Source organism: Pseudomonas sp. FP1740 (genome assembly GCF_030687165.1).
Classification (GTDB): domain Bacteria; phylum Pseudomonadota; class Gammaproteobacteria; order Pseudomonadales; family Pseudomonadaceae; genus Aquipseudomonas.
This window is the reverse complement of the sequence record NZ_CP117461.1, coordinates 332,344-356,708: the sequence shown is the minus strand read 5'-3', so window position 1 is coordinate 356,708 and position 24,365 is coordinate 332,344. Positions and strand designations below refer to the sequence as shown.

The window sequence follows — 24,365 nt, the reverse complement described above, 5'->3', positions numbered from 1 at the left end:
GCCCCGGGCACTTAGCTCGGTCGATAAACGCGCACATTGGCATGCCCCTCACTGAGCAAATGGTGGGCATGCAGGCGACTCATCACGCCTTTGTCGCAATACAGCAGGTACTGGCGAGTAGGGTCCAGTTCCTTGAAACGAGCGTTCAGTGCATAAAACGGCATCGTCTGTACCTCGATACCAGAAAGCTCCAGCGGGTCGTCTTCGGCGGCATCCGGGTGACGGATGTCGATGATGATCTGGCCCGCCAGCGCTTCGCTGACTTCTTCAATCTGCAAATCCTGGCCCAATTCGTCGATCACGCGATCGATCGGCACCAGTTTGGCGTTCTCGAGCGCGCGCTCAAGGACTGCCATGTCGAATTCTTTCTCTTCGTGCTCCACGCGGTAGCGCTTGGCCGCCGTCTTCGGATTGACCGAGATGACCCCGCAGTACTCCGGCATGTGCCGGGCGAAATCGGCGGTGCCGATCTCGTTGGCCGTGTCGATGATGTCCTGCTTGTGACTGGCGATCAGTGGACGCAAGACCAGCTTGTCGGTCACGCAGTCGATCACGGACAGGTTCGGCAACGTCTGGCTCGACACCTGGGAGATCGCCTCACCCGTGACCAGCGCTTCGATGTGCAGTCGATCAGCAATTCGGGAAGCAGCGCGCAACATCATACGCTTCAAAACTACACCCATATGACTGTTATCGACTTTCCCGAGAATTTCTCCCAGAACTTCCTCGAACGGCACACTGACAAATAACACGCGTTGGGAGCTGCCGTACTTCTTCCAGATGAAGTGCGCGACTTCCATGACGCCCAATTCGTGGGCACGTCCGCCCAGATTGAAGAAGCAGAAGTGGCTCATCAGCCCGCGGCGCATGATCTGGTAGGCCGCAACGGTGGAATCGAAGCCGCCGGACATCAGTACAAGCGTCTGTTCCAGGGCCCCGAGCGGATAACCGCCGATGCCGTTGTGCTGGCTGTGGATCACGAACAACCGTTGGTCGCGAACTTCGATACGGACTTCGATTTCGGGCTTTTTCAGGTCGATCCCGGCGGCACCACACTGACGGCGCAACTGGCTGCCGACATATTTCTCGATGTCTATCGAACTGAATGGGTGCTTGCCCGCACGCTTGCAGCGCACCGAGAAAATCTTTCCGGCCAGCGCATCGCCGTAGTGCTGCTTGCACTTCTCGACGATATCGTCGAAGTCGCCCAGCGGGTACTCGTCGATCTGCAAAAAGTGCGCGATGCCCGGCGTGCAAGTCAGGCGCTCGCCCATCTCTTTCAGGACCTTGGGGTCGCTGACGCGGGTTTCCAGCTCGAGATTGTCCCACACACCGTTCACCACCACGGCCGGGTCCAGATCGCGGAGCACGGTACGGATGTTTTTGGCCAACTGGCGGATGAAACGCATCCGTACCGGGCGGCTCTTGATGGTGATCTCGGGGAAGACTTTTACGATTAGTTTCATGAAAACAGCGCGCGCAGGGCCAGCCGAAAAAGGGGGGCGCGGATTATAGCGGAAATTGCTCAAGGTTTAACCAGTTAATGTGCAGAAGGTTTTGCATGCACCAAAACGGGTCATTTATGGAAATCGACGCTACATTACAGGGCGATATTTTGCGCTTTATGGTGCGCCGCCCCCTTGGAAGCGTGATATTGGGGCAAAAAACCCATGATGAGGCACTGGCATGCAATTTGCTCCCTTGTGAGGCAGGTTGCCATGGCAGAGTATTCGCGCCGGCATCACCCACATTTAAGGGCATCCATTACTAGCCCTAAGCCACCCGGAGGACACTATGTCGAAGTCGGTTCAACTCATCAAAGATCATGACGTCAAGTGGATTGATCTGCGCTTCACGGACACCAAAGGCACTCAGCACCACGTGACCATGCCGGCTCGCGATGCGCTGGATGAAGCTTTCTTCGAAGAAGGCAAAATGTTCGACGGTTCCTCCATCGCTGGCTGGAAAGGCATCGAAGCTTCCGACATGATCCTGATGCCGGACGACACCACTGCCGTTCTCGACCCGTTCACCGAAGAGCCGACCCTGATCCTGGTCTGCGACGTGATCGAGCCTTCGACCATGCAAGGCTACGACCGTGACCCACGGGCGATCGCCAAGCGTGCCGAGGAATACCTGAAGTCGACCGGTATCGGCGACACCGTATTTGTGGGTCCAGAGCCTGAGTTCTTCATCTTCGACGAAGTGAAGTTCAAGTCCGACATCTCCGGCTCGATGTTCAAAATCTACTCCGAACAAGGTTCGTGGATGTCCGACCAGGACGTGGAAGGCGGCAACAAAGGCCACCGTCCAGGCGTCAAAGGCGGCTACTTCCCGGTTCCGCCGTTCGACCACGACCACGAAATCCGTACCTCCATGTGCAACGCCATGGAAGAAATGGGCCTGACCATCGAAGTTCACCACCACGAAGTGGCGACTGCCGGTCAGAACGAAATCGGTGTGAAGTTCAACACCCTGGTGGCCAAGGCTGACGAAGTTCAGACCCTGAAATACTGCGTACACAACGTAGCTGACGCATACGGCCGCACCGCGACCTTCATGCCTAAGCCGCTGTACGGCGACAACGGTTCGGGTATGCACGTTCACCTGTCCATCGCCAAAGATGGCAAGAACACCTTCGCTGGCGAAGGCTATGCCGGCCTGTCCGATACCGCCCTGTACTTCATCGGCGGCATCATCAAGCACGGTAAGGCTCTGAACGGCTTCACCAACCCGTCGACCAACTCCTACAAGCGTCTGGTCCCAGGTTTCGAAGCTCCAGTGATGCTGGCCTACTCGGCTCGCAACCGTTCCGCGTCGATCCGCATTCCTTACGTGTCCAGCCCTCGCGCTCGCCGTATCGAAGCCCGCTTCCCGGATCCAGCAGCCAACCCATACCTGGGCTTCGCTGCACTGTTGATGGCTGGCCTGGACGGCATCCAGAACAAGATCCACCCTGGCGATGCAGCTGACAAAAACCTGTACGACCTGCCGCCTGAAGAGGCGAAAGAGATCCCACAAGTTTGCGGCAGCCTGAAAGAAGCCCTGGAAGAGCTGGACAAAGGTCGTGCGTTCCTGACCAAAGGCGGCGTTTTCAGCGACGACTTCATCGACGCTTACATCGCTCTGAAAAGCGAAGAAGAAATCAAGGTTCGTACCTTCGTACACCCACTGGAATATGAGCTGTACTACAGCTGCTGATCCGGTAGCGCTGCACTACGCAGCGTGACAAAAGAGAGGCCTCCTTCGGGAGGCCTTTTTTGTGGGCGAACGTCTGTCATCGAATGCCCGGTTGCGTGCATCATGGCCTTCACCCGATAAAGTCGAGATCCTCCATGCGCCTACGCTCATCCCTTGCCTTGCTCACTGCCCTGCTGGCCAACAGCGCTTTCGCCAGCCCGGCACCTGCCGCCCTCGCCCCACTGCTTGGCACCATCGAGGAGCGCCTGGCGATTGCCGATCAAGTCGCGTTGAGCAAATGGGACAGCGGTAAACCCGTCGAGGACCGTCAGCGCGAGCGTGAGGTGATTGCCGGCGCCGTTGCCCTGGCACCTGCTTATAAATTGAGCAACGAAGCCGTCGAACAGTTCTTCTCGGCGCAGATCGAGGCCAACAAACTGGTGCAATACGCGCATTTGTCTGACTGGCATGCGCAAGGCAAGGCACCCGACGATCCTCGCCCCGACCTCGTCGGGCAGATCCGCCCGCAACTTGATCAGTTACAAAAACGCCTGCTGCAACAACTGGCCGATTTCAGCCCTTATCGCAACGACCCGCAGTGCCCGTCCTGGCTGGCCAAGGCCAACAAAACCGGCACCCAAGTATCTCTGCGCGAGCTCGCCAAGGTACGCGCCAGCGCTGAGTTGTGCAGCGCCAGCCGCTGAGCCGGCCTGCCGACATGCGCTGATGTGCTCTATGCTCAGCGCTTAGTCGCCACGAACGGAACAGGGCCGGACACTTGCCCAACGGCCAATGGAAGCCTGCAATGCGCTCATTGTTGTTATGCCTGCTCGTACTGATCGCCCTGCCCGCCGCCGCGCAGATCTATAAGTACACCGACGCCAATGGCAACACCGCCTACAGCAATCAGCCGCCCGACGGCGTCAAAGCCCGGTCGGTCGAATTGCCACCGCTCAACAGCGTCGAGCGTCAGTCGCCCAGCGAACCCGTAGCACCTGCGCAAGCCAGTAGCCGTGACCAACCGCACAGCGCCTATCAGGTGCTGGAGCTGAGCGGCCTGCCCACCGAAGAAGCCTTGCGCGCCAACAACGGCACGTTCACCGTCAGCGTATTGATCAATCCACGCCTGCAAGGCACTCATCGATTGAGGCTGTTACTGGACGGTCAACCCTACGGCCAGCCGAGCAACGTGCCAACCCTGCAACTGGTGAACATCGACCGTGGCGAACATAACCTTGCGGTTCAGGTGATCGACGGGCAAAACGTCGTGCAACAGAGCCCCACCGTGACGCTCACCGTGCAACGGGTGCATAAACCTTGAGGGCCTGGCTGTTGATCGCGTGCCTGGTCAGCCTGCCGGCGATGGCCGAGGTCTTCACATATATCGACGCTCAGGGTAATCGGGTCTTCACCGATCAGCCGGGCACTCGCAACGCCAAACGTGTGCCGTTGGCGACAAGCAATCGAATGTCAGCCAACCCGAGTGGCGCAGCGCCCATGACCGCAGCGAAAACAAACCCGGCCAAACCACTGTTTCATTACGACATGCTTCGGGTGCTGGTGCCGGAACCGGATGCCACGATCCGTAGCAGTGCCGGTGAATTGATCGTCAGCGTTACTAGCGAACCCGGCCTGCAACAGGGTCATCGTTACCGTTTGCTGCTGGACGGCCAGCCCACCGCCGAGCCCGGCCCCAGCCCGGTGTTCGCCCTGAGCAATATCGACCGCGGCAGTCACAACCTGTCGGTGGAAATCCTCGACGAACAGGGCCGCACCGTCGAACGCACGGCCAATCAACCGTTCCATATGCTGCGCATTTCCCTGGCACAGAAACGCCAGGTCAAACCCTGCACCCTCACCGACTACGGCCAACGGCCGGAATGCCCCCTTAAAGACAAGCCTGAAGAAGAAAAAAGCGCCTTCTGGCCCTTCTTCTAACCTCGTTCAGGTTTGCGCACTATATTGGTGCAAACATCTGCACCATACCCACATCTCAGCCCATTTTGGTTCGAAAGTACCCGAAAAAACTGGCAGAACGCCATGCAAACGAGCGTAAAACGCCCGTTTCAGGCTCTAAACGCTTCTTTTCGGAGCCTTGGTTTGGTTTTTGCATTTTCCTCATACCGGCGCGTTATTCATGCGCATGCCCTGCTCCAAAAGAGGTCCTGATGACCATTAGCGACGCACTGCACCGCTTGCTACTCGACAACCTGACCACCGCCACCATCCTGCTCGACGCCGAACTGCGCCTTGAGTACATGAACCCGGCGGCGGAAATGCTCCTGGCCATCAGCGGTCAGCGTAGCCATGGGCAGTTCATCAGTGAGCTGTTCACCGAATCCACCGAAGCGCTGAACTCCCTGCGCCAGGCGGTCGAGCAGGCGCACCCGTTCACCAAGCGCGAAGCGATGCTCACCGCCCTCACCGGCCAGACCTTGACCGTCGACTACGCCGTGACGCCAATCCTGAGCAATGGCGACACGATGCTGCTGCTGGAGGTTCATCCTCGCGACCGCCTCCTGCGGATCACCAAGGAAGAGGCACAACTGTCGAAGCAGGAAACCAGCAAAATGCTGGTGCGTGGCCTCGCCCACGAGATCAAGAACCCTCTCGGCGGCATTCGTGGCGCGGCTCAGTTACTCGCCCGTGAGTTGCCGGAAGAAAGCCTGCGCGATTACACCAACGTCATCATTGAAGAGGCCGATCGCCTGCGCAATCTGGTGGATCGCATGCTCGGCTCTAACAAGCTGCCGTCGCTGGCCATGTGCAACGTCCACGAAGTGCTGGAGCGTGTGTGTCAGTTGGTGGAAGCCGAAAGTCAGGGCTGCATCACTTTGGTGCGCGACTACGACCCAAGCATTCCGGATGTCTTGATTGATCGCGAACAGATGATTCAAGCCGTGCTGAACATCGTGCGCAACGCGATGCAGGCCATCAGCAGCCAGAACGAGCTGCGCCTTGGCCGCATCAGTTTGCGTACCCGCGCCATGCGCCAGTTCACCATCGGCCACGTGCGCCATCGCCTGGTAACCAAGATCGAAATCATCGACAACGGCCCGGGGATCCCCGCCGAGCTGCAGGAAACCATCTTCTTCCCCATGGTCAGCGGCCGCCCGGACGGTACCGGGCTGGGCCTGGCCATTACCCAGAACATCATCAGCCAGCACCAGGGCTTGATCGAATGTGACAGCCATCCAGGCCACACCACGTTCTCGATCTTTCTGCCACTGGAACAAGGAGCCACATCGACATGAGCCGTAGTGAAACCGTGTGGATCGTCGATGACGACCGTTCTATCCGTTGGGTCCTGGAAAAAGCCTTGCAACAGGAAGGCATGACCACGCAAAGCTTCGACAGCGCCGATGGCGTGATGAGCCGCCTGGCGCGCCAGCAGCCGGACGTGATCATCTCCGACATTCGCATGCCGGGTGCCAGCGGCCTGGACCTTCTGGCGCGGATTCGTGAACAACACCCACGGCTGCCAGTCATCATCATGACTGCCCACTCCGACCTGGATAGCGCTGTCGCGTCCTATCAGGGCGGCGCGTTCGAATACCTGCCCAAGCCGTTCGACGTCGACGAAGCCGTTTCCCTGGTCAAGCGCGCCAATCAACACGCTCAGGAACAGCAAGGCCTGGAAGTCGTCCCGACGCTGACCCGCACCCCGGAAATCATCGGCGAAGCGCCGGCGATGCAGGAAGTGTTTCGCGCCATCGGGCGCTTGAGTCACTCCAACATCACCGTGCTGATCAATGGCGAATCCGGCACCGGTAAAGAGCTGGTGGCCCACGCCCTGCACCGTCACAGCCCACGGGCGGCCTCGCCATTCATTGCGCTGAACATGGCGGCGATCCCCAAGGATCTGATGGAGTCCGAACTGTTCGGCCACGAAAAAGGCGCGTTCACCGGCGCGGCCAACCTGCGTCGCGGGCGCTTCGAACAGGCCGACGGCGGCACGCTGTTCCTCGATGAAATCGGCGACATGCCGGCCGACACCCAGACTCGTTTGCTGCGGGTACTGGCGGACGGCGAGTTTTACCGCGTCGGCGGTCATGTGCCGGTGAAGGTCGATGTACGCATCATCGCTGCGACGCACCAGAATCTGGAAACCCTGGTGCATGCCGGAAAATTCCGTGAGGACTTGTTCCACCGCCTCAACGTGATCCGCATCCACATTCCACGGCTGTCGGACCGTCGCGAAGACATCCCGACCCTGGCCAAGCACTTCCTCAGCCGCGCCGCGCAAGAACTGGCGGTGGAACCGAAACTGCTGAAAAGCGAAACCGAGGAATACCTGAAAAACCTGCCATGGCCAGGCAACGTGCGTCAGCTGGAGAACACCTGCCGCTGGATCACCGTAATGGCTTCAGGTCGCGAAGTGCACATCAGCGACCTGCCGCCGGAGCTGCTGAGCCTGCCGCAGGATTCAGCACCGGTAACCAATTGGGAGCAGGCCCTGCGCCAGTGGGCCGACCAGGCTTTGGCACGTGGCCAATCGAGCCTGCTCGACAGCGCCGTACCGGCCTTCGAGCGGATCATGATCGAAACTGCCCTCAAACACACCGCCGGCCGCCGCCGCGACGCCGCCGTGCTGCTGGGCTGGGGGCGTAATACCTTGACGCGCAAGATCAAGGAATTGGGGATGAAGGTAGACGGTGGGGATGATGATGAGGGGGATGAGGGTTAAGTAGCCCTTTAATCATCGCCGTTCTGTAGATCCATTCGCGGGCATGCGTCGCTCCCACGGGATTTTCACCCGTCCTGTAGGAGCGAGGCTTGCCCGCGATGCTTTTGGGGCCACCGTGCACCGCGGCAATGCACCGTGAACCGCAATTGCGCACAGCAACCCGCCCCAAATCCCGCGCTCATCTGCAGGAAAAACCATACCGCAAAAACACAAAAGTCCCGGAATACGGGGCTTTCAGCGCTACTCAGCGATTTTTCATTCCAGCATATTAAAAACTGGCACGCCCCCTGCAGTAGTCCAATCAGTGGTTCGATTCACTACCCAGTTTCGGGGACCTTGGTACAGGCAGGCCGGGGATTCCCCTCTTTATACCGGGCTCATACCGCAACAGCGACGAGCCCACCCGTTTTGGGGTCCTTGGTACAGGCAGGCCGGGGATTCCCTCTTTACACCGGGCTCACGACACAAAGCGCGAGCCCTCCCGTTTCGGGAACCTTGGTACAGGCAGGCCGGGGATTCCCTCTTTACACCGGGCTCACGACGCATGCGCGAGCCCTCCCGTTTTGGGAACCTTGGTACAGGCAGGCCGGGGATTCCCTCTTTTATTGCTCTCGGAGATGGATCTCCAGCCGCCAGCGGTCATCGACCTTGCTACCGGCCCAGTCGCCCTGCAGGGGCCGGGCCGCCACCACCGTCAGCAACAATCCCCCATCACTCAATCGCGTTCGCCAGTTCACGTCCTTGCCGTTGAGCTTGAGCTGACCTTTCTGTGCACGGCCTTCAGCCTCGAACAACAGCGCGACACTGCCGTCGACCAACTCGCCGTGGGTTTTGGGTTCGTTGTTGAACCACACCACCAGTCCATCATTGGTCACCTCGACCTGCTGCAAAACGCTGGGGTCGGGCGCAGTCAGACGACCGATCATCAGGCCCACCATCACCCCGACAATCGCCAGTGAACCCATCACCCGCAGGAATAGTTTCGAACGGGGATCGGCTTGCGGCGTAGAATGCTGCTCATCTTTACCTTCGGAGCCGTGCATGTTTCACGTCATCCTTTTCCAACCAGAAATTCCGCCGAATACCGGCAACGTTATCAGGCTGTGCGCCAACAGTGGCTGCCACCTGCATTTGATCGAACCGCTGGGCTTCGAGATGGACGACAAGCGCCTGCGCCGGGCGGGCCTCGATTACCATGAGTATGCCACCCTGCAACGCCACGCAGACCTCGCCAGTTGTCTGGAAAGCCTCGGCCACCCTCGGCTGTTCGCCTTTACCACCAAGGGTTCGCGACCGTTCCATGATGCCAGCTTCGCCGAGGGCGATGCCTTCCTGTTTGGCCCGGAAAGCCGTGGCTTGCCAGCCGAAGTGCTCGACGCCCTGCCCGGCGAACAACGCCTGCGCCTGCCCATGCGCGAAGGCTGTCGCAGCCTGAACCTGTCCAACACCGTGGCCATTGCGGTGTACGAGGCCTGGCGCCAGCTCGGGTTCAAGTAGGACCACCGGTGTGACGCGGAGCGTCACGGGCGGCATTCCCACGCAGAGCGTGGGAACGATCATGGCCCCCTGCGAGTTCGTTTGCCCCATGAAAAAAGCGCCCGTTACGGCGCTTTTTTCGTTACGGCATCGAACGCTTATTGAACGGTCGGAGTCTCGCCAGCCGCCTGCATGCGCTGCAGCTCTTGTGCGTACAGCGCGTCGAAGTTCACCGGGGCCAGCATCAGGGCCGGGAACGAACCGCGGGTCACCAGGCTGTCCAGGGTTTCGCGGGCGTACGGGAACAGGATGTTCGGGCAGAACGCGCCCAGGGTGTGGCTCATCGAAGCGTCGTCCAGGTTCTTGATCAGGAAGATCCCGGCCTGTTGTACTTCAGCAATGAACGCCACTTCTTCACCGTTTTTCACGGTGACCGACAGGGTCAGCACGACTTCGTGGAAGTCGCCTTCCAGCGCCTTCTGACGGGTGTTCAGATCCAGACCGACGCTCGGTTCCCACTGCTGGCGGAAGATTGCCGGGCTTTTCGGGGCTTCGAAGGACAAGTCACGTACGTAGATGCGCTGCAAGGAGAATTGCGGTGCGTTTTCTTCTTCGCTAGCTGCAGTGTTCTGTTGGTCAGTCATCTCAGATCCTTTCTGATCTCGGGTCTTATAGGGTTAGCTATTTCTAAGTAACGCAGTCAGGCCTTGAGCATGGCGTCGAGCTTGCCGGCGCGCTCCAGGGCAAACAAATCATCACAGCCGCCAACGTGGGTGTTGCCGATCCAGATCTGCGGCACGGACGTACGCCCGGCCTTCTGAGCCATCGCGGCACGCACCTGCGGCTTGCCATCGACCTTGATCTCTTCGAAGGCCACGCCTTTGTTCTCGAGCAGGTACTTGGCTCGCGAGCAATAAGGGCAGTAATCGCTGGAATAGACGACGACGTTGTTCATATCACTTCACCAGTGGCAGATTGTCGGCTTTCCAGCTGGAAATACCGCCGGACAGCTTGGCAGCGGTGAAACCGGCTTTCACCAGTTCACGGGCATGAGTACCGGCGGTCTGGCCCATGGCGTCGACCAGGATAATGGTCTTGGCTTTGTGCTTTTCCAGTTCGCCGACGCGAGCGGTCAGTTTGTCCTGAGGAATGTTCAACGCGCCAACGATGTGACCGGCGGCGAAATCCTTGGTCGGACGAATGTCGACCACCACGCCTGCGTCCTTGTTGACCAGCCCGGTCAGTTCACCGGTGCTCAGGCTGCGGCCGCCGCCTTGCATCTGATAGGCCAATAGCAGGGCCGCCAGTACAACGAAGATACCCACGAGAATGTAGTGGTTGGTGGCGAATTGAATCAGGTGATCAACCATCGAAGGAGGTTCCAGGGCGTTAAAATGTCGGCCAGTATACACAGCCACTATGGTGGGCCAAACCCCGTCCGGCGGTGACGGCGCCGGAACTTAGCTTTAAACTCCTACTCCCTTTTCCATCGCCCTCTTTTAATTCAGCCACGAGTGGAATCCATGACTACCACGCCTAAACCTTTGGTCCTGATTATTCTCGACGGCTTCGGTCACAGTGAGAGCCCTGAATCCAACGCCATCTTTGCGGCGAAGAAGCCCGTACTGGACCGTCTGTGGGCCACCGTGCCGAACGGCCTGATCTCGGGCAGCGGCATGGACGTCGGCTTGCCGGACGGCCAGATGGGCAACTCCGAAGTCGGCCACATGAACCTCGGCGCCGGCCGGGTGGTGTATCAGGACTTCACGCGCGTGACCAAAGCGATCCGCGACGGCGAGTTCTTCGAGAACCCGACCATCTGCGCCGCGGTGGATAAAGCCGTCGCTGCCGGCAAAGCCGTGCACTTCATGGGGCTGCTGTCCGATGGCGGCGTTCACAGCCACCAGGACCACCTGGTCGCCATGGCTGAGCTGGCCTTCAAGCGCGGCGCCGAAAAAATCTACCTGCACGCCTTCCTCGACGGCCGCGACACGCCGCCGAAAAGCGCCCAGTCGTCGATCGAGTTGCTGGATGCGACCTTCCAGGCCCTCGGCAAAGGCCGGATCGCCAGCATCATTGGCCGTTATTACGCCATGGACCGTGACAACCGTTGGGATCGCGTGTCCCAGGCCTACAACCTGATCGTCGATGGCGCCAGCGAATTCAACGCCGCCACCGCCCAGGAAGGCCTGCAAGCTGCGTACGAACGTGGCGAGAGCGACGAATTCGTCAAAGCCACCAGCATCGGTGAGCCGGTGAAGGTCGAAGACGGCGACGCCGTGGTCTTCATGAACTTCCGCGCCGACCGTGCCCGCGAACTGACCCGCGTATTCGTCGAAGACGATTTCAAGGAATTCGAACGTGCTCGCCAGCCAAAACTGGCCGGTTTCGTCATGCTGACCCAATACGCCGCCAGCATCCCCGCGCCGTCGGCTTTCGCTGCGGGCAGCCTGGAAAACGTACTGGGCGATTACCTGGCGAAAAACGGCAAGACACAGCTGCGCATTGCCGAAACCGAGAAGTATGCCCACGTGACCTTCTTCTTCTCCGGCGGCCGCGAAGAACCGTTCCCGGGCGAAGAACGCATCCTGATCCCGTCGCCGAAAGTCGCCACCTATGACTTGCAGCCCGAGATGAGTGCCCCGGAAGTCACCGACCGCATCGTCGATGCCATTGAAAACCAGCGTTACGACGTGATCGTGGTCAACTACGCCAACGGCGACATGGTCGGCCACAGCGGTGTATTCGAGGCGGCGGTGAAAGCTGTGGAATGCCTGGACACCTGCGTCGGCCGTATCGTCACGGCACTGGAAAAAGTCGGCGGCGAAGCCCTGATTACCGCCGACCATGGCAATGTCGAGCAAATGTCCGACGCCTCCACCGGCCAGGCCCACACCGCCCACACCACCGAGCCGGTGCCGTTCATCTATGTCGGCAAGCGTGACTTGAAGGTTCGCGAAGGCGGTGTGCTGGCTGACGTGGCGCCGACCATGCTGAAGTTGCTGGGGCTTGAGAAGCCTGTGGAAATGACCGGAACTTCGATTCTGGTGTAATCCGCCGTTCAAACACCACACAACCCTGTGGGAGCGGGCTTGTGTGGTGAGGGGGCTTGCCCCCGTTCGGCTGCGCAGCAGTCGTAAAACCATTGCATGCGGTGTACCTGGTACACCGCGATTGCAGATTTTGGGGCCGCTTCGCGATCCAACGGGGGCAAGCCCCCTCGCCACACAGGCTCGCTCCCACATTGGTTTTCAGTCCAGTTATCACACAGTCCCAATTGGGCGTTTTTTTTGCAGCGTGGGGCGGGCATACTAGGCCGTCCCTTTCCCTGGTGTCGCCCGCCTCTATGCTTCGCGTCCTGATAGCCCTCGCTCTGACTTGCCTGCTCCAACCGGCCTTTGCCGACGAGCGCGCGCAAACCCAACAACAGTTGGACGCCACGCGTCAGGACATCGCCGAGCTGAAAAAACTGCTGGGTAAACTCCAGGAAGAAAAATCCGGGGTGCAGAAGGACCTCAAAGGCACCGAAACCGAGATGGGCAAGCTCGAGAAGCAGGTCGAGGCGCTGCAAAAAGAGCTGAAGAAAAGCGAATCCGAGCTGCAGCGACTCGATGCCGAGAAAAAAAAACTCCAGAGCGCGCGCGTTGAACAGCAACGACTGATCGCCATCCAGGCCCGCGCGGCCTATCAGAATGGCCGCCAGGAGTACCTGAAACTGCTGCTCAACCAGCAGAACCCGGAAAAGTTCGCCCGTACCCTCACCTATTACGACTACCTGAGCCAGGCCCGCCTGGAGCAGCTGAAGAATTTCAACGAAACCCTGCGCCAACTGGCCAATGTCGAAAAAGACATCTCCATGCAGCAAGCGCAATTGCTGGTGCAGAAAAGCAGCCTCGACAGCCAGCGCGACGAACTCGACAAGGTCCGCAAGGAGCGCCAGCAAGTCCTGGCCAAGCTCAATGACGACGTGAAGGCTCGCGATCAGAAACTGGCCGCCCGCGAGCAGGATCAGGCGGACCTGTCTAAAGTCCTTAAAACCATTGAAGAAACCCTGGCTCGTCAGGCCCGAGAGGCAGAAGAAGCGCGGCAAAAAGCGCTGATCGCCCAGCAGGAAGCCGAAAAAAAGCGGTTACGTGAGGCTCAGGCTGAAGCAGACGCCAGCGACGCCCCACGCAAACCCGCCAAATCGACGCCCGGTGCCCTGGTTTCAAGTTCAGGCGAGACCTTCGGCGGTCCTTTTGCTTCGACTCGCGGCAAACTTCCATGGCCGGTTGATGGTCGACTGCTGGCACGCTTCGGTGAAACCCGTGGCGACGATGCCCGCACCAAGTGGGACGGCGTGATGATCAGCGCCTCCGCCGGCAGCCAGGTGCATGCCGTTCACGGCGGTCGCGTGGTGTTTGCCGACTGGCTGCGTGGGGCCGGGCTGCTGGTGATTCTCGACCACGGCAACGGTTTTTTGAGTCTTTACGGTCACAACCAGACGCTGCTCAAGTCTGCGGGTGACGTGGTAAAAGCCGGTGAGTCCATCTCCACTGTCGGTAACAGTGGCGGGCAGGACACACCAGCGCTGTATTTCGCTATTCGTCAGCAGGGTCACCCGAGTGACCCGGCGCAATGGTGCCGCGCGCAAGGATAGGCGTTGAGTCACCTACATTAGGAGTTCGTTCGACATGCTGCATTTGTCCCGCCTTACCTCGCTGGCTCTGACGATCGCCCTGGTGATCGGCGCGCCTCTGGCGTTCGCCGCTCAACCGGCCCCGGCGGTCGCGCCTGCCGGCACTGCTGCGACCACCAAGGCGCCATTGCCGCTGGACGAGTTGCGCACCTTTGCCGAAGTCATGGACCGGATCAAGGCAGCCTATGTAGAACCGGTTGACGACAAGACCCTGCTGGAAAACGCCATCAAAGGCATGCTCAGCAACCTTGACCCGCACTCCGCCTACCTGGGCCCGGAAGACTTCACTGAATTGCAGGAAAGCACCAGCGGCGAATTCGGCGGCCTGGGCATCGAAGTCGGCGCGGAAGACGGCTTCATCAAAGTGGTTTCGCCTATCGATGACACCCCGGCCTCCAAGGCTGGCATCCAGGCCGGCGACTTCATCGTCAAGATCAACGGCCAGCCGACTCGCGGCCAGAGCATGACCGAAGCCGTGGACAAGATGCGCGGCAAGATCGGCCAGAAGATCACCCTGACCCTGGTCCGCGACGGCGGCACTCCGTTCGACGTGACCCTGGTCCGCGCCACCATCCAGGTGAAAAGCGTCAAGAGCCAGCTGCTGGAATCCGGCTATGGCTACATCCGCATCACCCAGTTCCAGGTCAAGACCGGCGAAGAGGTCTCCAAGGCCTTGGCCAAGCTGCGCAAGGACAACGGCAAGAAGCTCAGCGGCATCGTCCTCGACCTGCGTAACAACCCGGGCGGCGTGCTGCAATCGGCGGTGGAAGTGGTCGACCACTTCATCACCAAGGGCCTGATCGTCTACACCAAGGGCCGCATCGCCAACTCTGAACTGCGCTTCTCCGCTACCGGCAAGGACGAAAGCGAAGCTGTGCCAATGGTCGTGCTGATCAACGGCGGCAGCGCCTCGGCCTCGGAAATTGTCGCCGGCGCCCTGCAGGATCAGAAACGTGCGGTGGTCATGGGCACCACCAGTTTCGGCAAAGGCTCGGTCCAGACCGTGTTGCCGCTGAACAACGACCGCGCACTGAAAATCACCACGGCGCTGTACTACACGCCGAACGGCCGCTCGATTCAGGCTCAGGGCATCGTCCCGGACATCGAAGTGCGCAAGGCCAAGATCACCAACGAGCAGGACGGCGATTACTTCAAGGAAGCCGATCTGCAAGGTCACTTGGGCAATGGCAACGGCGGCGCCGACAAACCGACAGGTTCGGGCGGCAAAGCCAAGGCCATGCCGCAGGATGACGATTACCAGTTGGCCCAGGCCCTGAGCCTGCTCAAAGGACTGAGCATCACCCGCGGCCACTGAGATGCGCCTGCGGTTACTACTCGGTCTGCTGTGCAGTCTGGCGGGAGTTGCTCACGCAGCACCTGCCACGACAGCGACCACACCTCACAAGGCTTATCTGAGCCTGATCATCGATGACCTGGGGCAGAACCTGCCCCGGGATCGTCGCGTGCTGGCCCTGCCCGGCCCGGTCACCACGGCAATCATGCCCGATACACCCCACGCCACCGAATTCGCCCGCGAAGCCCATCGCGCCGGCAAGACTGTCATTCTGCATATGCCCATGGACCCGGCCACCGGACCATTCGCCTGGCATCCCGAGTTGCCCATCGAAGAACTTGAAAAGCGCCTGAACGCCGCGTTCAACATGGTGCCCTATACCGCCGGCATCAATAACCACATGGGTAGCCGCATGACCGCTCAGCAACCGGCCATGGCCTGGCTGATGGCGGACTTGCAGCGTCGGCACAAATTCTTCGTCGACAGCCGCACCAGTGCGCAAACCGTGGCCGCCGCCGAGGCGCAGAAGATTGGTTTGGCAAGCGTTTCGCGGGATGTGTTTCTGGATGACGAGCCCACCGAAGCGGCGATCTTCACGCAGCTACAGACGGCGATCAGCCTGGCGCGCAAGCAGGGTTCGGCGGTGATGATCGGGCATCCGTATCCGCAGACTCTGGCGGTGCTGGAGCGTGAGTTGCCCAAACTCAAGGCACAGGGAATTGAGTGGATCGACATCAAATTGATGATTAGCGTGCGCGGCAATCGTGCGACGGCTGCTCATGGCAAGGATGGCGTCTACCGCTGACTTGCCGCACCTCCCACAGTGTTTTGCGTAAGCTACAAGGCTCGGCGTTGGGATTTAGAGATACCGCGCCATGATGTCGTCCACCACGCCTTCCTTGCGCAACTGATCCAGCGCAGCCTGCAGCTTGGCGACGGTCTCATCCGGCACGTCCTTGTTCAGCGCAAGGTACAGCTCGGCGCTGTTGAAACGCAGTACGGTCTTGAGCCCGGTTACCCCGTCCAGCCGCGCCAGGTAACGTCCCGCCGGATCACCCGTAGCCCACAGATCGATCTGACCGTTAGCCAGCTTCTTCGCATTGTCCTGGTCGCGCAGAACCACAATCGGCTTCAGCCCTTGCTTGGCCAAAGTCTCGGCAATCGCATCGCCCTTGTAGGCACCAATTTTGTATTTACGCGCCTGATCCAGCGATTCCAGGGTGATCTTGCTATCAGCCTTGGCCAGCATGATCCAGTCGTCCGGGCCGATAGGGCCGACCCACTTGAAGAGATTCTCGCGGTCCGGCAGCCGCGCCATTACGAACACGCCATAACCGGGCTTTTCCAGGGCGAGTTTGTAGATTCGCTCCCAAGGGAAACGCAGCGTCAGGCTGTAGGGGATGTCGGCGCGCTTGAACATCTCGCGGACGATGTCCACGGCGATGCCATTGATGTTCTCGTCCTGGGCGAAGTTCTTGCCGTTCTTCGCCATGTTGTATGGGGGAAAGTTTTCCGTCAGCAATACCAGGCCGGTGCCGGGACCTTCTTCGGCGCGAGCCCCGTTGATGAGCAACAGAGAAGCGCTGGCGAGGACAAGAAGAAGACGTTTAAGCATGTCGGGCTACCGGAATCCATGGCGTGCCCAAGAGTGCCTTGAGCCCGCCATGCTGTCTACTGGCCTGTTGATAACGGCCTTATATGCATCATTAAAATAATGGGTATCACAGTCATTGTGGTAGATAGTTACCACCCTCCACCCGGCCTCACCTGATTAATTGCAAATACCCGGCCACAGGCCGTTTCTTCAATTAATCAGAGGCACCCTTCAATGAATTCGATCCCCGTACTTCTTGCCAGTGCATTGTGCTCACTGTGTACACTCAGTTTTGCGAACAACAGCGATTATGGCGAAGGCCTGCAGAACCTGGCCCCTTCCAAAATCCTTGAAAATACCGACGGCTCCCGCGACCACTGGCAAGGTATCGGGCGCCTGGCGATCAATCACGGGAGCTGTACCGCGGCCCTTCTGGATACACGCGATGAAATCGAGTTGCCGGAAACGCCCGCTTACGTACTTACTGCGGGACACTGCATTGAATTGACCAATGGCAACATCATGACCGACAGCCCGGTCAGCGGCACCATCACATTCAATTATTTCACCGACACCTCCAAGTTCAAGGCCTATCCGCTGAAGACCACGATATGGCGGAGCATGCAAGGCGTTGATATGGCTATAGTTGAATTGGATGTCAGCCTTCAAAAGCTCATTGCGGATGGCATACAACCGTTGAAACTGGCGAGTGAGACACCAACGAATGGCACCGATGTCTTGATCGTGGGGGCACCAACAGGTTTCGACCAAATCACATTGCGCATGGCGGCTTGTACTTTGCAGCCCACCCTGGACCTTGTTGAAGGTCCATGGGTGTGGCGGAACACCTTTATGACTCGCTGCAAGGACATTCGAGGCGGCAGCTCCGGAAGCCCCGTGCTGGATCGCTATTCAAACGAGATCGTAGGGGTAGTGGGAACAGGAAATTTCGAGGTGGATGTTGTCCCATGCCGCGATCATGCGCCCTGCACGCGCGTTGGAAATGACTATGTGGCAGTACACGAAAATGTGTATGGCAACCCCACGGCGCTTCTCAACGGGTGTTTCTCACAAGGCCGTATCGCTCCAAATCCGCCATCGTCCTGCCAACTCTACCCGGCGTTTACCGTTGACGGTGGCGCAGCCGAGCTGGACAGATACAAGAGAGTTAAACAGCTCAATAATGGTTCCATAGTCATCCCGACCTGGAACTATCGATTTTCAATCAGTACTCCCTTCTACCGTCATAAAACCGTTTCCTCCGCAATGAAATGCGAGGAAACCGAAAATTACAGCGATCCAATAAGTTCAACAGATGCACAAATCAATTCTGAGATAGGTACGAAACCTGGATTCTATTTTCTATGCATTTTAGGTCTGGAATCAGCTGAACAGCACGCCTCAAGAGGCCTCTTGAAAAACGCGTTGTCTTTACCCGTAGAGATATTGGATAACACACCAACCGCGCAGGCCAACTTGTCCATTGAAAGCAACGTGTTTGTAACACTGGCGAAAGCAGAAGAGCCGTATCGGACCTACTCCATCAAGTTTGGTCCTGTAGAAACAACGGACTGTCATCAACCCGAAAAATACATTGAAAACATGACAATGGACTTCTTTATTCCGAGCGAGAAACTTCCGGGAAAGCTTTGCGTCATTGCCTACGACAAGTCGGGACAGGCGTCCGAACCGAGGATCGACTTACTGAGCCCGGTGACTGGAACTCATAAGGCTGCGTCATCCAACGCTCAAGTTGCCCCATAACATCGGCCCGGAGCGTTTTCTCCGGGCCGCGGGCCTTCATCGCATCACGATTCCGCGATGGGCCATGTAGGCCTTGGCTTCCTGAACGGTGTATTCGCCGAAGTGGAAAATACTTGCCGCCAATACCGCACTGGCGTGGCCTTCGAGAATACCGTCGGCCAAATGCTGCAGGTTGCCGACGCCACCGGAGGCGATTACCGGAATCCCCAGCGCATCGCTGATAGCGCGGGTGACACCAAGGTCGAAGCCGTTTTTCATGCCGTCCTGATCCATGCTGGTCAGCAGGATTTCGCCGGCACCGAGGCCTTCCATCTTCTTCGCCCACTCAACGGCATCGAGGCCGGTTGGTTTGCGACCACCGTGGGTGAAGATTTCCCAGCGCGGGGGTTCGCCCGGGCCGGAAACTTTCTTGGCGTCGATCGCGACGACAATGCACTGCGAGCCGAAATGCTGCGCCGCTTCGCCGACGAATTCCGGGTTGAACACTGCCGCGGTGTTGATCGAGACCTTGTCCGCGCCGGCATTCAGCAGATTGCGAATGTCCTGCACGGTGCGCACGCCGCCGCCCACGGTCAGCGGGATGAACACCTGGCTGGCCATGCGCTCAACGGTGTGCAGCGTGGTGTCGCGGCCGTCGACGCTGGCAGTGATGTCGAGAAAGGTAATCTCGTCGGCACCCTGCTCGTCGTAGCGACGGGCGATTTCCACCGGGTCGCCGGCGTCGCGAATGTTCTCGAACTTGACGCCCTTGACCACCCGGCCGTTATCCACGTCCAGGCAAGGGATGATGCGTTTGGCCAGCGCCATGGTGAGTCCTCAGCCTTTGTACGAATCGCAGAAAGCTTGCGCTTCAGCAACGTCGAGGGTGCCTTCGTAGATCGCCCGGCCGGTGATGGCGCCGATGATGCCTGGTGCCTTGGCGTCGAGCAGCGACTTGATGTCACCCAGATTGTGGATACCGCCGGATGCAATGACCGGGATCTTCGTCGCAGCAGCCAAAGCAGCGGTGTAAGAGACGTTGCAGCCCTGCATCATGCCGTCTTTGGCGATGTCGGTATAAACGATCGCGGACACGCCGTCGGCTTCGAAACGCTTGGCCAGGTCAATGACCTGCACGGTGCTGACTTCGGCCCAACCATCGGTGGCGACAAAACCGTCTTTGGCATCCAGACCGACGATCACTTTACCCGGGAACGCGCGGCAGGCTTCAGCAACGAAAGCCGGATCTTTCACGGCCTTGGTGCCGATGATCACGTAGCTCACACCCGCTTTCACGTAGTGTTCGATGGTTTCCAGGGAACGGATACCGCCGCCGATCTGAATCGGCAGGTTCGGGTAGCGCTTGGCGATGGCGGTGACCACTTCGCCGTTGACCGGCTGGCCTTCGAACGCACCGTTCAGGTCGACCAGATGCAGACGACGGCAACCGCCCTCCACCCACTTGGCAGCCATGCTCACCGGGTCATCGGAGAACACTGTGGAATCTTCCATGCGGCCCTGGCGCAGACGAACACAGGCACCGTCTTTGAGATCGATAGCGGGAATAATCAGCATCTGGCAAACCTTCAAATTCGAGTATTCAGCTTCGCTCGGAAATCAGTTTTTCTCGAGCGCCCACAGGTCGCTTTCGATGCTTTCGAACCTCTCTTTGAGGTGCGTCTGCACATCGAAAATCGCCCTGTTGTAATAGTGCGGAGCAATTTCGCGGGTAAACAGCTCAAGGATTTCAGCCGCTTCGAACGAACCCAGGTCCAGTTCGAAGCGGTCCTCCATGAAGCGCTTGATCTTGTGATTGGCCTCGCTCTCCTGCTCGGGAGTGAGGGTCAGGATCGGCGGCTTCTTCTTGGCAGCCATTTACCAGCGGCCATCCCACGCGGCGAAGTTCTGCAGCAATTGCAGGCCATGGGTATGGCTCTTCTCCGGGTGGAACTGCACGGCGAAACGCGAGCCATCGGCCAGCGCGGCGGCGAAATCGACCCCGTAATGACCGCTACCGACCACCTGCCGCGCATTGCCGGCAGCGATGTAGTAGCTGTGCACGAAGTAGAAGCGCGCCAGGTCCGGAATGTTGTGCCACAGCGGGTGAATCACCGTCTGCTTTACTTCGTTCCAGCCCATGTGCGGGACTTTCAGGTGTTCGCCGTCTTCGTGCAGATCCTTGCCGAAGAACTTCACCTGGCCTGGAAACAGGCCGATGCAATCGACGCCGTCGTTTTCTTCGCTGCGGTCGAGCAAGGCTTGCATGCCCACGCAGATGCCGAGGAACGGACGGTCCTGGCTGACTTCACGCACCAGCGAATCGAAGCCCAGGCGACGGATCTCCGCCATGCAATCGCGAATCGCGCCAACCCCGGGGAATACCACCCGGTCGGCTTCGCGAATCACATCGGCATCGCTGGTGATCAGCACCTTGCCGGCACCGACATGCTCGAGGGCCTTGGCCACCGAGTGCAGGTTGCCCATGCCGTAATCGATAACCGCGACCGTCTGCATTACAGAACGCCTTTGGTCGACGGCATCTGACCGGCCATGCGGTCATCCAGCTCCACGGCCATGCGCAGGGCGCGACCGAAAGCCTTGAACACGGTCTCGATCTGGTGATGGGTGTTGTGCCCACGCAGATTGTCGATGTGCAGGGTGACGTTGGCGTGGTTGACGAAGCCCTGGAAAAATTCCTGGAACAGGTCAACGTCGAAACCGCCGACGGTAGCGCGGGTATACGGAACATGCATCTGCAGGCCAGGACGGCCGGAGAAGTCGATCACCACACGCGACAGCGCTTCATCGAGCGGCACGTAGGCGTGGCCGTAGCGACGGATGCCTTTCTTGTCGCCGATGGCTTTGGTGAAGGCCTGACCCAGGGTGATACCGACGTCTTCCACCGTGTGGTGGTCGTCGATATGCAGGTCGCCCTTGCTGACAATATCCAGGTCGATCAGCCCGTGACGGGCGATCTGGTCCAGCATGTGCTCAAGAAAAGGCACACCGATATCAAATCGGGCCTTTCCGGTGCCATCCAGGTTGATCGAGGCTTTGATCTGGGTTTCCAGAGTGTCGCGCTCGACAGACGCCATACGTTCGGCCATCACCAGCTCCGCAAAAAATCATTGGGGCGAAAAAGGCAGCCATTATAGGGTCGCGGGCGCTAAACAGAAACACGGGAGGTGATATCACTGACGGAGTGAACCCCGTGCTGTCGGGGATAGACATGTCCGTACAAGCATCTCAGGACCACTGATCGCTCACACGCAGAGCGTGTGAGCGATCAGCTACAGGGGTGATGCGTCTACTTAATGGAAGAGGACAGCCGTTTTCTGCAGCGTCACCCAAACACCCCACGCCAACGGAATCCCTACCACCAGCCACGCAGCCACCGCCAACGGTTTGGTGCCCGCATCCGCTTTCCACTCCAGCACGGTGCTGGCGTCAGCACCCTTGTCGTGGCCCAGCGCCTGTTCGGCGGCCAGTTCGGCATCGGTCATGAAGTACTTGTCCGCCACCGGGCGCACCAGCAGGTTGCAGATGAAACCCAGCACCAGCAGGCCCGCGAGGATGTACAAGGTGATGTCGTACGCCGCGGCACGTTCAACACCGATGCTCAGCTGATATTCACGCAGGTAGTTCACCAACACCGGCCCCAACACACCCGCCGCCGCCCAGGCTGTCAGCAGACGACCGTGGATCGCGCCGACCATTTGCGTACCGAACAAGTCCGCCAGATAGGCAGGAACAGTCGCAAAACCACCGCCGTACATCGACAGGATGATGCAGAACGCCGCCACGAACAGCGCAACGCTGCCCAGGTGACCGAGGTTCGGGATCAGCGCGTACAGGGCGAAACCCAGGGCGAAGAACACAAAATAGGTGTTTTTGCGACCCAGGTAGTCCGAGAACGAAGCCCAGAAAAACCGGCCACCGATGTTGAACAGGCTCAGCAGACCGGTGAAACCGGCAGCAATGGCGGCGATCGAGGCCAGTTGCGAAGCGTCCAGTTGACCGAACGTCAGGTCGTTGCCAAGCAATTTACCGGCGAACACTTCCTGCAACAGCGGCGAAGCCATGCCGAGGATGCCGATACCCGCCGAAACGTTCAGGCACAGCACCAGCCATACCAGACGGAACTGCGGGGTCTTCCACGCCACATTCACATGCACATGACGGTGCGTGATCATCGCGTTCGAAGCTTTTTTCGCCGGAGCCGTCCAGCCTTCAGGCTTCCAGCCCGTTGGCGGAACGCGGTAGGACAGTGCGCCACCGATCATGAACACGAAGTAGATCGCGGCCATCACCAGGAAGCTCTGCCACACACCGACGCTGGTTGGCGAAGCAAAGTGGCCCATCAGGGCCGCAGCCAGTGGAGCGCCGACCATCGCGCCGCCACCGAACCCCATGATTGCCATGCCGGTCGCCATGCCGCGCTTGTCCGGGAACCACTTGATCAGGGTCGAGACCGGTGAGATGTAGCCCAGCCCCAGGCCGATACCGCCAATGACCCCGGAGCCGATCCACATCAGCCAGATCTGGTGGGTATAGACCCCCAGCGCCGAAATCAGCAGACCGCCACACCAGCACAGTGCCGATACAACACCTGCCTTGCGTGGGCCTGCGTGTTCGAGCCAGCCGCCCCAGATCGCCGCCGAGCAACCCAGGAAGATGAAGAACAGGGTGTAGATCCAGCCGAGCATCGAGATCGGCCAGTCGCATTGCGACGAAAATACCTGAGCGATGAAGCTCATGTCCGGCGCGCAAGCCACGGCTTTGGTGACGCCCAGGGCCTTGGACAGCGGCAGCCAGAACACCGAAAAGCCGTAGGCCATGCCGATGCAGAGGTGGATGGCCAGAGCGGCCGGTGGTACAAGCCAACGGTTAAAACCGGGCTTGGCGATGATGCGTTCCTTGGACAGGAACGCGGGCCGGTCGGCAAAGCCGTCCGCCGTGATGCTCGTAGTCATGGTGTTTCCCCCAATTATTAGTAGGGTTCGCCAGCCGCTCCTCACCCCCAGCCTTTATGCACGCAGACATGACTGTTTTTAGGTGAAGCTTCATTTTGGTGCGACATCACGTCGCAGAAGGACGGACGAACGGGCAGAGGTTACCATTTGCACGTGACAGAAAAACCAAACTGATATCACCTTTTGTACGTCATCTGATCTCGTACCACTGGATGAGCGTGTTTTCCGGCCACCGGGCCGGATTAATTTTTCAAAGGAGGCGTCATGCCGATCATTGTCGAACTGCTGAAGGAAGCCACTTATCAGGATCAGCAAGATCTGCAGAAGATTTACCGCGACGCCCCGGACTGGCTGTTTGCGCCCTTCACAGGGGATGCTGAGCTGATCGAAAGCTGCTTGCGGGACGGCTCGCTGGTCGCCGGACGCTTCAACGATCGGTTGCTGGGCGCAGCACGTCTGCAACGGCACCATGACACCTGGCATTTGTCCCATTTATGCGTACGAAAAATCACCCGCCGCCGTGGTGTTGCCGAGCGCCTGGTAAGCGAAGCGCAGAAAATGGCGGTGCAATCGGGCGCAACATTGCGCCTGCTGGCGCCCGCCGGGCACCTAGAAGCCCAGGCGCTGGCGGCTAAGCTGAAAGTGCCGCTGGATGTGCTCCCGACATGATCGCTGACCGGGCGGCCACTTCGGGGCGCTATACTCCCCGGCTAAATTTCGAATTCGACTAATACAAGGAC

At 59.2% G+C, this 24,365-nt stretch carries 25 protein-coding genes; 13 read left to right on the top strand and 12 right to left on the bottom strand.

The window, feature by feature from the left end; all coding sequences use genetic code 11:
* Window positions 1-11 precede the first annotated feature (11 nt).
* On the bottom strand, window positions 12-1,466 hold the full coding sequence (gene thiI, locus PSH69_RS01625) for a tRNA uracil 4-sulfurtransferase ThiI (protein WP_305410839.1): 1,455 nt from the start codon (window positions 1,464-1,466) through the stop codon (window positions 12-14).
* Window positions 1,467-1,794: 328 nt separating this feature from the next.
* Here thiI and glnA point away from each other — a divergent pair, with 328 nt between their 5' ends.
* From glnA to ntrC, 6 genes are all read left to right on the top strand, one after another.
* Window positions 1,795-3,201, top strand: a complete 1,407-nt coding sequence (gene glnA, locus PSH69_RS01620) for a glutamate--ammonia ligase (RefSeq protein ID WP_018929197.1) — start codon at window positions 1,795-1,797, stop codon at window positions 3,199-3,201.
* 134 nt (window positions 3,202-3,335) lie between these two features.
* Window positions 3,336-3,884, top strand: a complete 549-nt coding sequence (locus PSH69_RS01615; RefSeq protein WP_064615886.1) for a chorismate mutase — start codon at window positions 3,336-3,338, stop codon at window positions 3,882-3,884.
* Between the two features lie 101 nt (window positions 3,885-3,985).
* Window positions 3,986-4,501, top strand: a complete 516-nt coding sequence (locus PSH69_RS01610; protein WP_305410838.1) for a DUF4124 domain-containing protein — start codon at window positions 3,986-3,988, stop codon at window positions 4,499-4,501.
* Complete coding sequence (locus PSH69_RS01605; RefSeq protein ID WP_305410836.1) at window positions 4,498-5,118, top strand: DUF4124 domain-containing protein; 621 nt, start codon at window positions 4,498-4,500, stop codon at window positions 5,116-5,118. The genes PSH69_RS01610 and PSH69_RS01605 overlap by 4 nt, the downstream gene beginning before the upstream one ends.
* 230 nt (window positions 5,119-5,348) lie before the next feature.
* Window positions 5,349-6,434, top strand: a complete 1,086-nt coding sequence (glnL, locus tag PSH69_RS01600) for a nitrogen regulation protein NR(II) (RefSeq protein ID WP_018929201.1) — start codon at window positions 5,349-5,351, stop codon at window positions 6,432-6,434.
* On the top strand, window positions 6,431-7,867 hold the full coding sequence (ntrC, locus tag PSH69_RS01595) for a nitrogen regulation protein NR(I) (protein WP_018929202.1): 1,437 nt from the start codon (window positions 6,431-6,433) through the stop codon (window positions 7,865-7,867). Before glnL ends, ntrC begins: the two co-directional genes overlap by 4 nt.
* Before the next feature lie 602 nt (window positions 7,868-8,469).
* Here ntrC and PSH69_RS01590 read toward each other — a convergent pair.
* On the bottom strand, window positions 8,470-8,910 hold the full coding sequence (locus PSH69_RS01590) for a hypothetical protein (RefSeq protein ID WP_018929203.1): 441 nt from the start codon (window positions 8,908-8,910) through the stop codon (window positions 8,470-8,472).
* On the opposite strand from PSH69_RS01590, the gene trmL reads away from it, so the two are divergent.
* Window positions 8,909-9,364 (top strand): tRNA (uridine(34)/cytosine(34)/5-carboxymethylaminomethyluridine(34)-2'-O)-methyltransferase TrmL, encoded by a 456-nt coding sequence (gene trmL / locus PSH69_RS01585; RefSeq protein WP_007939438.1) that lies wholly within the window; start codon window positions 8,909-8,911, stop codon window positions 9,362-9,364. The two genes, PSH69_RS01590 and trmL, sit on opposite strands and share 2 nt — an antisense overlap.
* Window positions 9,365-9,501: 137 nt before the next feature.
* Here the strand turns inward: trmL and secB are convergent, their stop codons facing one another.
* From secB to PSH69_RS01570, 3 genes are read right to left on the bottom strand one after another with little or no spacing between them, the layout of a single operon-like run.
* Entirely contained in the window at window positions 9,502-9,987 is a 486-nt protein-coding gene (secB, locus tag PSH69_RS01580) for a protein-export chaperone SecB (protein ID WP_305410835.1), read from the bottom strand.
* A 56-nt stretch (window positions 9,988-10,043) separates the two neighbouring features.
* Complete coding sequence (grxC, locus tag PSH69_RS01575; protein ID WP_018929204.1) at window positions 10,044-10,298, bottom strand: glutaredoxin 3; 255 nt, start codon at window positions 10,296-10,298, stop codon at window positions 10,044-10,046.
* Between the two features lies 1 nt (window position 10,299).
* Window positions 10,300-10,713: a rhodanese-like domain-containing protein gene (locus PSH69_RS01570; RefSeq protein WP_018929205.1), complete on the bottom strand. Its 414-nt coding sequence runs from the start codon at window positions 10,711-10,713 to the stop codon at window positions 10,300-10,302.
* Window positions 10,714-10,866: 153 nt separating this feature from the next.
* On the opposite strand from PSH69_RS01570, the gene gpmI reads away from it, so the two are divergent.
* From gpmI to PSH69_RS01550, 4 genes are all read left to right on the top strand, one after another.
* Window positions 10,867-12,396 (top strand): 2,3-bisphosphoglycerate-independent phosphoglycerate mutase, encoded by a 1,530-nt coding sequence (gene gpmI / locus PSH69_RS01565; protein ID WP_305410834.1) that lies wholly within the window; start codon window positions 10,867-10,869, stop codon window positions 12,394-12,396.
* 293 nt (window positions 12,397-12,689) lie between these two features.
* A complete protein-coding gene (locus tag PSH69_RS01560; protein WP_305410833.1) occupies window positions 12,690-13,982 on the top strand; it encodes a murein hydrolase activator EnvC in 1,293 nt (430 codons plus the stop codon).
* Window positions 13,983-14,016: 34 nt separating this feature from the next.
* Window positions 14,017-15,336, top strand: coding sequence for a S41 family peptidase (locus tag PSH69_RS01555; protein ID WP_028939599.1), 1,320 nt, complete (start codon window positions 14,017-14,019; stop codon window positions 15,334-15,336).
* A 1-nt stretch (window position 15,337) separates the two neighbouring features.
* Window positions 15,338-16,120, top strand: a complete 783-nt coding sequence (locus tag PSH69_RS01550; RefSeq protein ID WP_305410832.1) for a divergent polysaccharide deacetylase family protein — start codon at window positions 15,338-15,340, stop codon at window positions 16,118-16,120.
* A gap of 54 nt (window positions 16,121-16,174) precedes the next feature.
* Here PSH69_RS01550 and PSH69_RS01545 read toward each other — a convergent pair whose 3' ends face one another.
* A complete protein-coding gene (locus tag PSH69_RS01545) occupies window positions 16,175-16,930 on the bottom strand; it encodes an ABC transporter substrate-binding protein (RefSeq protein ID WP_305410831.1) in 756 nt (251 codons plus the stop codon).
* 213 nt (window positions 16,931-17,143) lie between these two features.
* Between PSH69_RS01545 and PSH69_RS01540 the strand changes: the two genes are divergently transcribed.
* Window positions 17,144-18,673, top strand: a complete 1,530-nt coding sequence (locus PSH69_RS01540) for a serine protease (protein WP_305410830.1) — start codon at window positions 17,144-17,146, stop codon at window positions 18,671-18,673.
* 36 nt (window positions 18,674-18,709) lie between these two features.
* On the opposite strand, the gene hisF is transcribed toward PSH69_RS01540, so the two are convergent.
* The 6 genes from hisF to PSH69_RS01510 all read right to left on the bottom strand — a co-directional run bounded on the left by hisF (window position 18,710) and on the right by PSH69_RS01510 (window position 23,625).
* Window positions 18,710-19,480, bottom strand: a complete 771-nt coding sequence (gene hisF, locus PSH69_RS01535; protein ID WP_018929212.1) for an imidazole glycerol phosphate synthase subunit HisF — start codon at window positions 19,478-19,480, stop codon at window positions 18,710-18,712.
* A 9-nt stretch (window positions 19,481-19,489) separates the two neighbouring features.
* Window positions 19,490-20,227 carry a 1-(5-phosphoribosyl)-5-[(5-phosphoribosylamino)methylideneamino]imidazole-4-carboxamide isomerase gene (gene hisA / locus PSH69_RS01530; protein WP_305410829.1) on the bottom strand — a complete coding sequence of 246 codons (738 nt, stop codon included), beginning with the start codon at window positions 20,225-20,227 and terminating at the stop codon, window positions 19,490-19,492.
* A 42-nt stretch (window positions 20,228-20,269) separates the two neighbouring features.
* Window positions 20,270-20,527: a DUF2164 domain-containing protein gene (locus PSH69_RS01525; protein WP_018929213.1), complete on the bottom strand. Its 258-nt coding sequence runs from the start codon at window positions 20,525-20,527 to the stop codon at window positions 20,270-20,272.
* Window positions 20,528-21,166 carry an imidazole glycerol phosphate synthase subunit HisH gene (gene hisH / locus PSH69_RS01520; protein WP_105340648.1) on the bottom strand — a complete coding sequence of 213 codons (639 nt, stop codon included), beginning with the start codon at window positions 21,164-21,166 and terminating at the stop codon, window positions 20,528-20,530.
* The gene (hisB, locus tag PSH69_RS01515; RefSeq protein ID WP_007939452.1) at window positions 21,166-21,759 is read right to left on the bottom strand and encodes an imidazoleglycerol-phosphate dehydratase HisB; all 594 of its coding nucleotides are present in this window, start codon (window positions 21,757-21,759) and stop codon (window positions 21,166-21,168) included. The genes hisH and hisB overlap by 1 nt, the downstream gene beginning before the upstream one ends.
* Window positions 21,760-21,963: 204 nt before the next feature.
* Window positions 21,964-23,625, bottom strand: coding sequence for an OFA family MFS transporter (locus tag PSH69_RS01510; RefSeq protein WP_018929215.1), 1,662 nt, complete (start codon window positions 23,623-23,625; stop codon window positions 21,964-21,966).
* Between the two features lie 264 nt (window positions 23,626-23,889).
* Here PSH69_RS01510 and PSH69_RS01505 point away from each other — a divergent pair, with 264 nt between their 5' ends.
* Window positions 23,890-24,294, top strand: coding sequence for an acetyl-CoA sensor PanZ family protein (locus PSH69_RS01505; RefSeq protein WP_305410828.1), 405 nt, complete (start codon window positions 23,890-23,892; stop codon window positions 24,292-24,294).
* The last annotated feature ends 71 nt before the right edge of the window (window positions 24,295-24,365 follow it).

Excerpts from the sequence above, each read along its gene's own strand:
- thiI (WP_305410839.1), bottom strand. The coding sequence starts at position 1,466 with ATGAAACTAATCGTAAAAGTCTTCCCCGAGATCACCATCAAGAGCCGC.
- glnA (WP_018929197.1), top strand. The coding sequence starts at position 1,795 with ATGTCGAAGTCGGTTCAACTCATCAAAGATCATGACGTCAAGTGGATT.
- PSH69_RS01615 (WP_064615886.1), top strand. The coding sequence starts at position 3,336 with ATGCGCCTACGCTCATCCCTTGCCTTGCTCACTGCCCTGCTGGCCAAC.
- PSH69_RS01610 (WP_305410838.1), top strand. The coding sequence starts at position 3,986 with ATGCGCTCATTGTTGTTATGCCTGCTCGTACTGATCGCCCTGCCCGCC.
- glnL (WP_018929201.1), top strand. The coding sequence starts at position 5,349 with ATGACCATTAGCGACGCACTGCACCGCTTGCTACTCGACAACCTGACC.
- ntrC (WP_018929202.1), top strand. The coding sequence starts at position 6,431 with ATGAGCCGTAGTGAAACCGTGTGGATCGTCGATGACGACCGTTCTATC.
- trmL (WP_007939438.1), top strand. The coding sequence starts at position 8,909 with ATGTTTCACGTCATCCTTTTCCAACCAGAAATTCCGCCGAATACCGGC.
- PSH69_RS01590 (WP_018929203.1), bottom strand. The coding sequence starts at position 8,910 with ATGCACGGCTCCGAAGGTAAAGATGAGCAGCATTCTACGCCGCAAGCC.
- secB (WP_305410835.1), bottom strand. The coding sequence starts at position 9,987 with ATGACTGACCAACAGAACACTGCAGCTAGCGAAGAAGAAAACGCACCG.
- grxC (WP_018929204.1), bottom strand. The coding sequence starts at position 10,298 with ATGAACAACGTCGTCGTCTATTCCAGCGATTACTGCCCTTATTGCTCG.
- PSH69_RS01570 (WP_018929205.1), bottom strand. The coding sequence starts at position 10,713 with ATGGTTGATCACCTGATTCAATTCGCCACCAACCACTACATTCTCGTG.
- gpmI (WP_305410834.1), top strand. The coding sequence starts at position 10,867 with ATGACTACCACGCCTAAACCTTTGGTCCTGATTATTCTCGACGGCTTC.
- PSH69_RS01560 (WP_305410833.1), top strand. The coding sequence starts at position 12,690 with ATGCTTCGCGTCCTGATAGCCCTCGCTCTGACTTGCCTGCTCCAACCG.
- PSH69_RS01555 (WP_028939599.1), top strand. The coding sequence starts at position 14,017 with ATGCTGCATTTGTCCCGCCTTACCTCGCTGGCTCTGACGATCGCCCTG.
- PSH69_RS01550 (WP_305410832.1), top strand. The coding sequence starts at position 15,338 with ATGCGCCTGCGGTTACTACTCGGTCTGCTGTGCAGTCTGGCGGGAGTT.
- PSH69_RS01545 (WP_305410831.1), bottom strand. The coding sequence starts at position 16,930 with ATGCTTAAACGTCTTCTTCTTGTCCTCGCCAGCGCTTCTCTGTTGCTC.
- PSH69_RS01540 (WP_305410830.1), top strand. The coding sequence starts at position 17,144 with ATGAATTCGATCCCCGTACTTCTTGCCAGTGCATTGTGCTCACTGTGT.
- hisF (WP_018929212.1), bottom strand. The coding sequence starts at position 19,480 with ATGGCGCTGGCCAAACGCATCATCCCTTGCCTGGACGTGGATAACGGC.
- hisA (WP_305410829.1), bottom strand. The coding sequence starts at position 20,227 with ATGCTGATTATTCCCGCTATCGATCTCAAAGACGGTGCCTGTGTTCGT.
- PSH69_RS01525 (WP_018929213.1), bottom strand. The coding sequence starts at position 20,527 with ATGGCTGCCAAGAAGAAGCCGCCGATCCTGACCCTCACTCCCGAGCAG.
- hisH (WP_105340648.1), bottom strand. The coding sequence starts at position 21,166 with ATGCAGACGGTCGCGGTTATCGATTACGGCATGGGCAACCTGCACTCG.
- hisB (WP_007939452.1), bottom strand. The coding sequence starts at position 21,759 with ATGGCCGAACGTATGGCGTCTGTCGAGCGCGACACTCTGGAAACCCAG.
- PSH69_RS01510 (WP_018929215.1), bottom strand. The coding sequence starts at position 23,625 with ATGACTACGAGCATCACGGCGGACGGCTTTGCCGACCGGCCCGCGTTC.
- PSH69_RS01505 (WP_305410828.1), top strand. The coding sequence starts at position 23,890 with ATGCCGATCATTGTCGAACTGCTGAAGGAAGCCACTTATCAGGATCAG.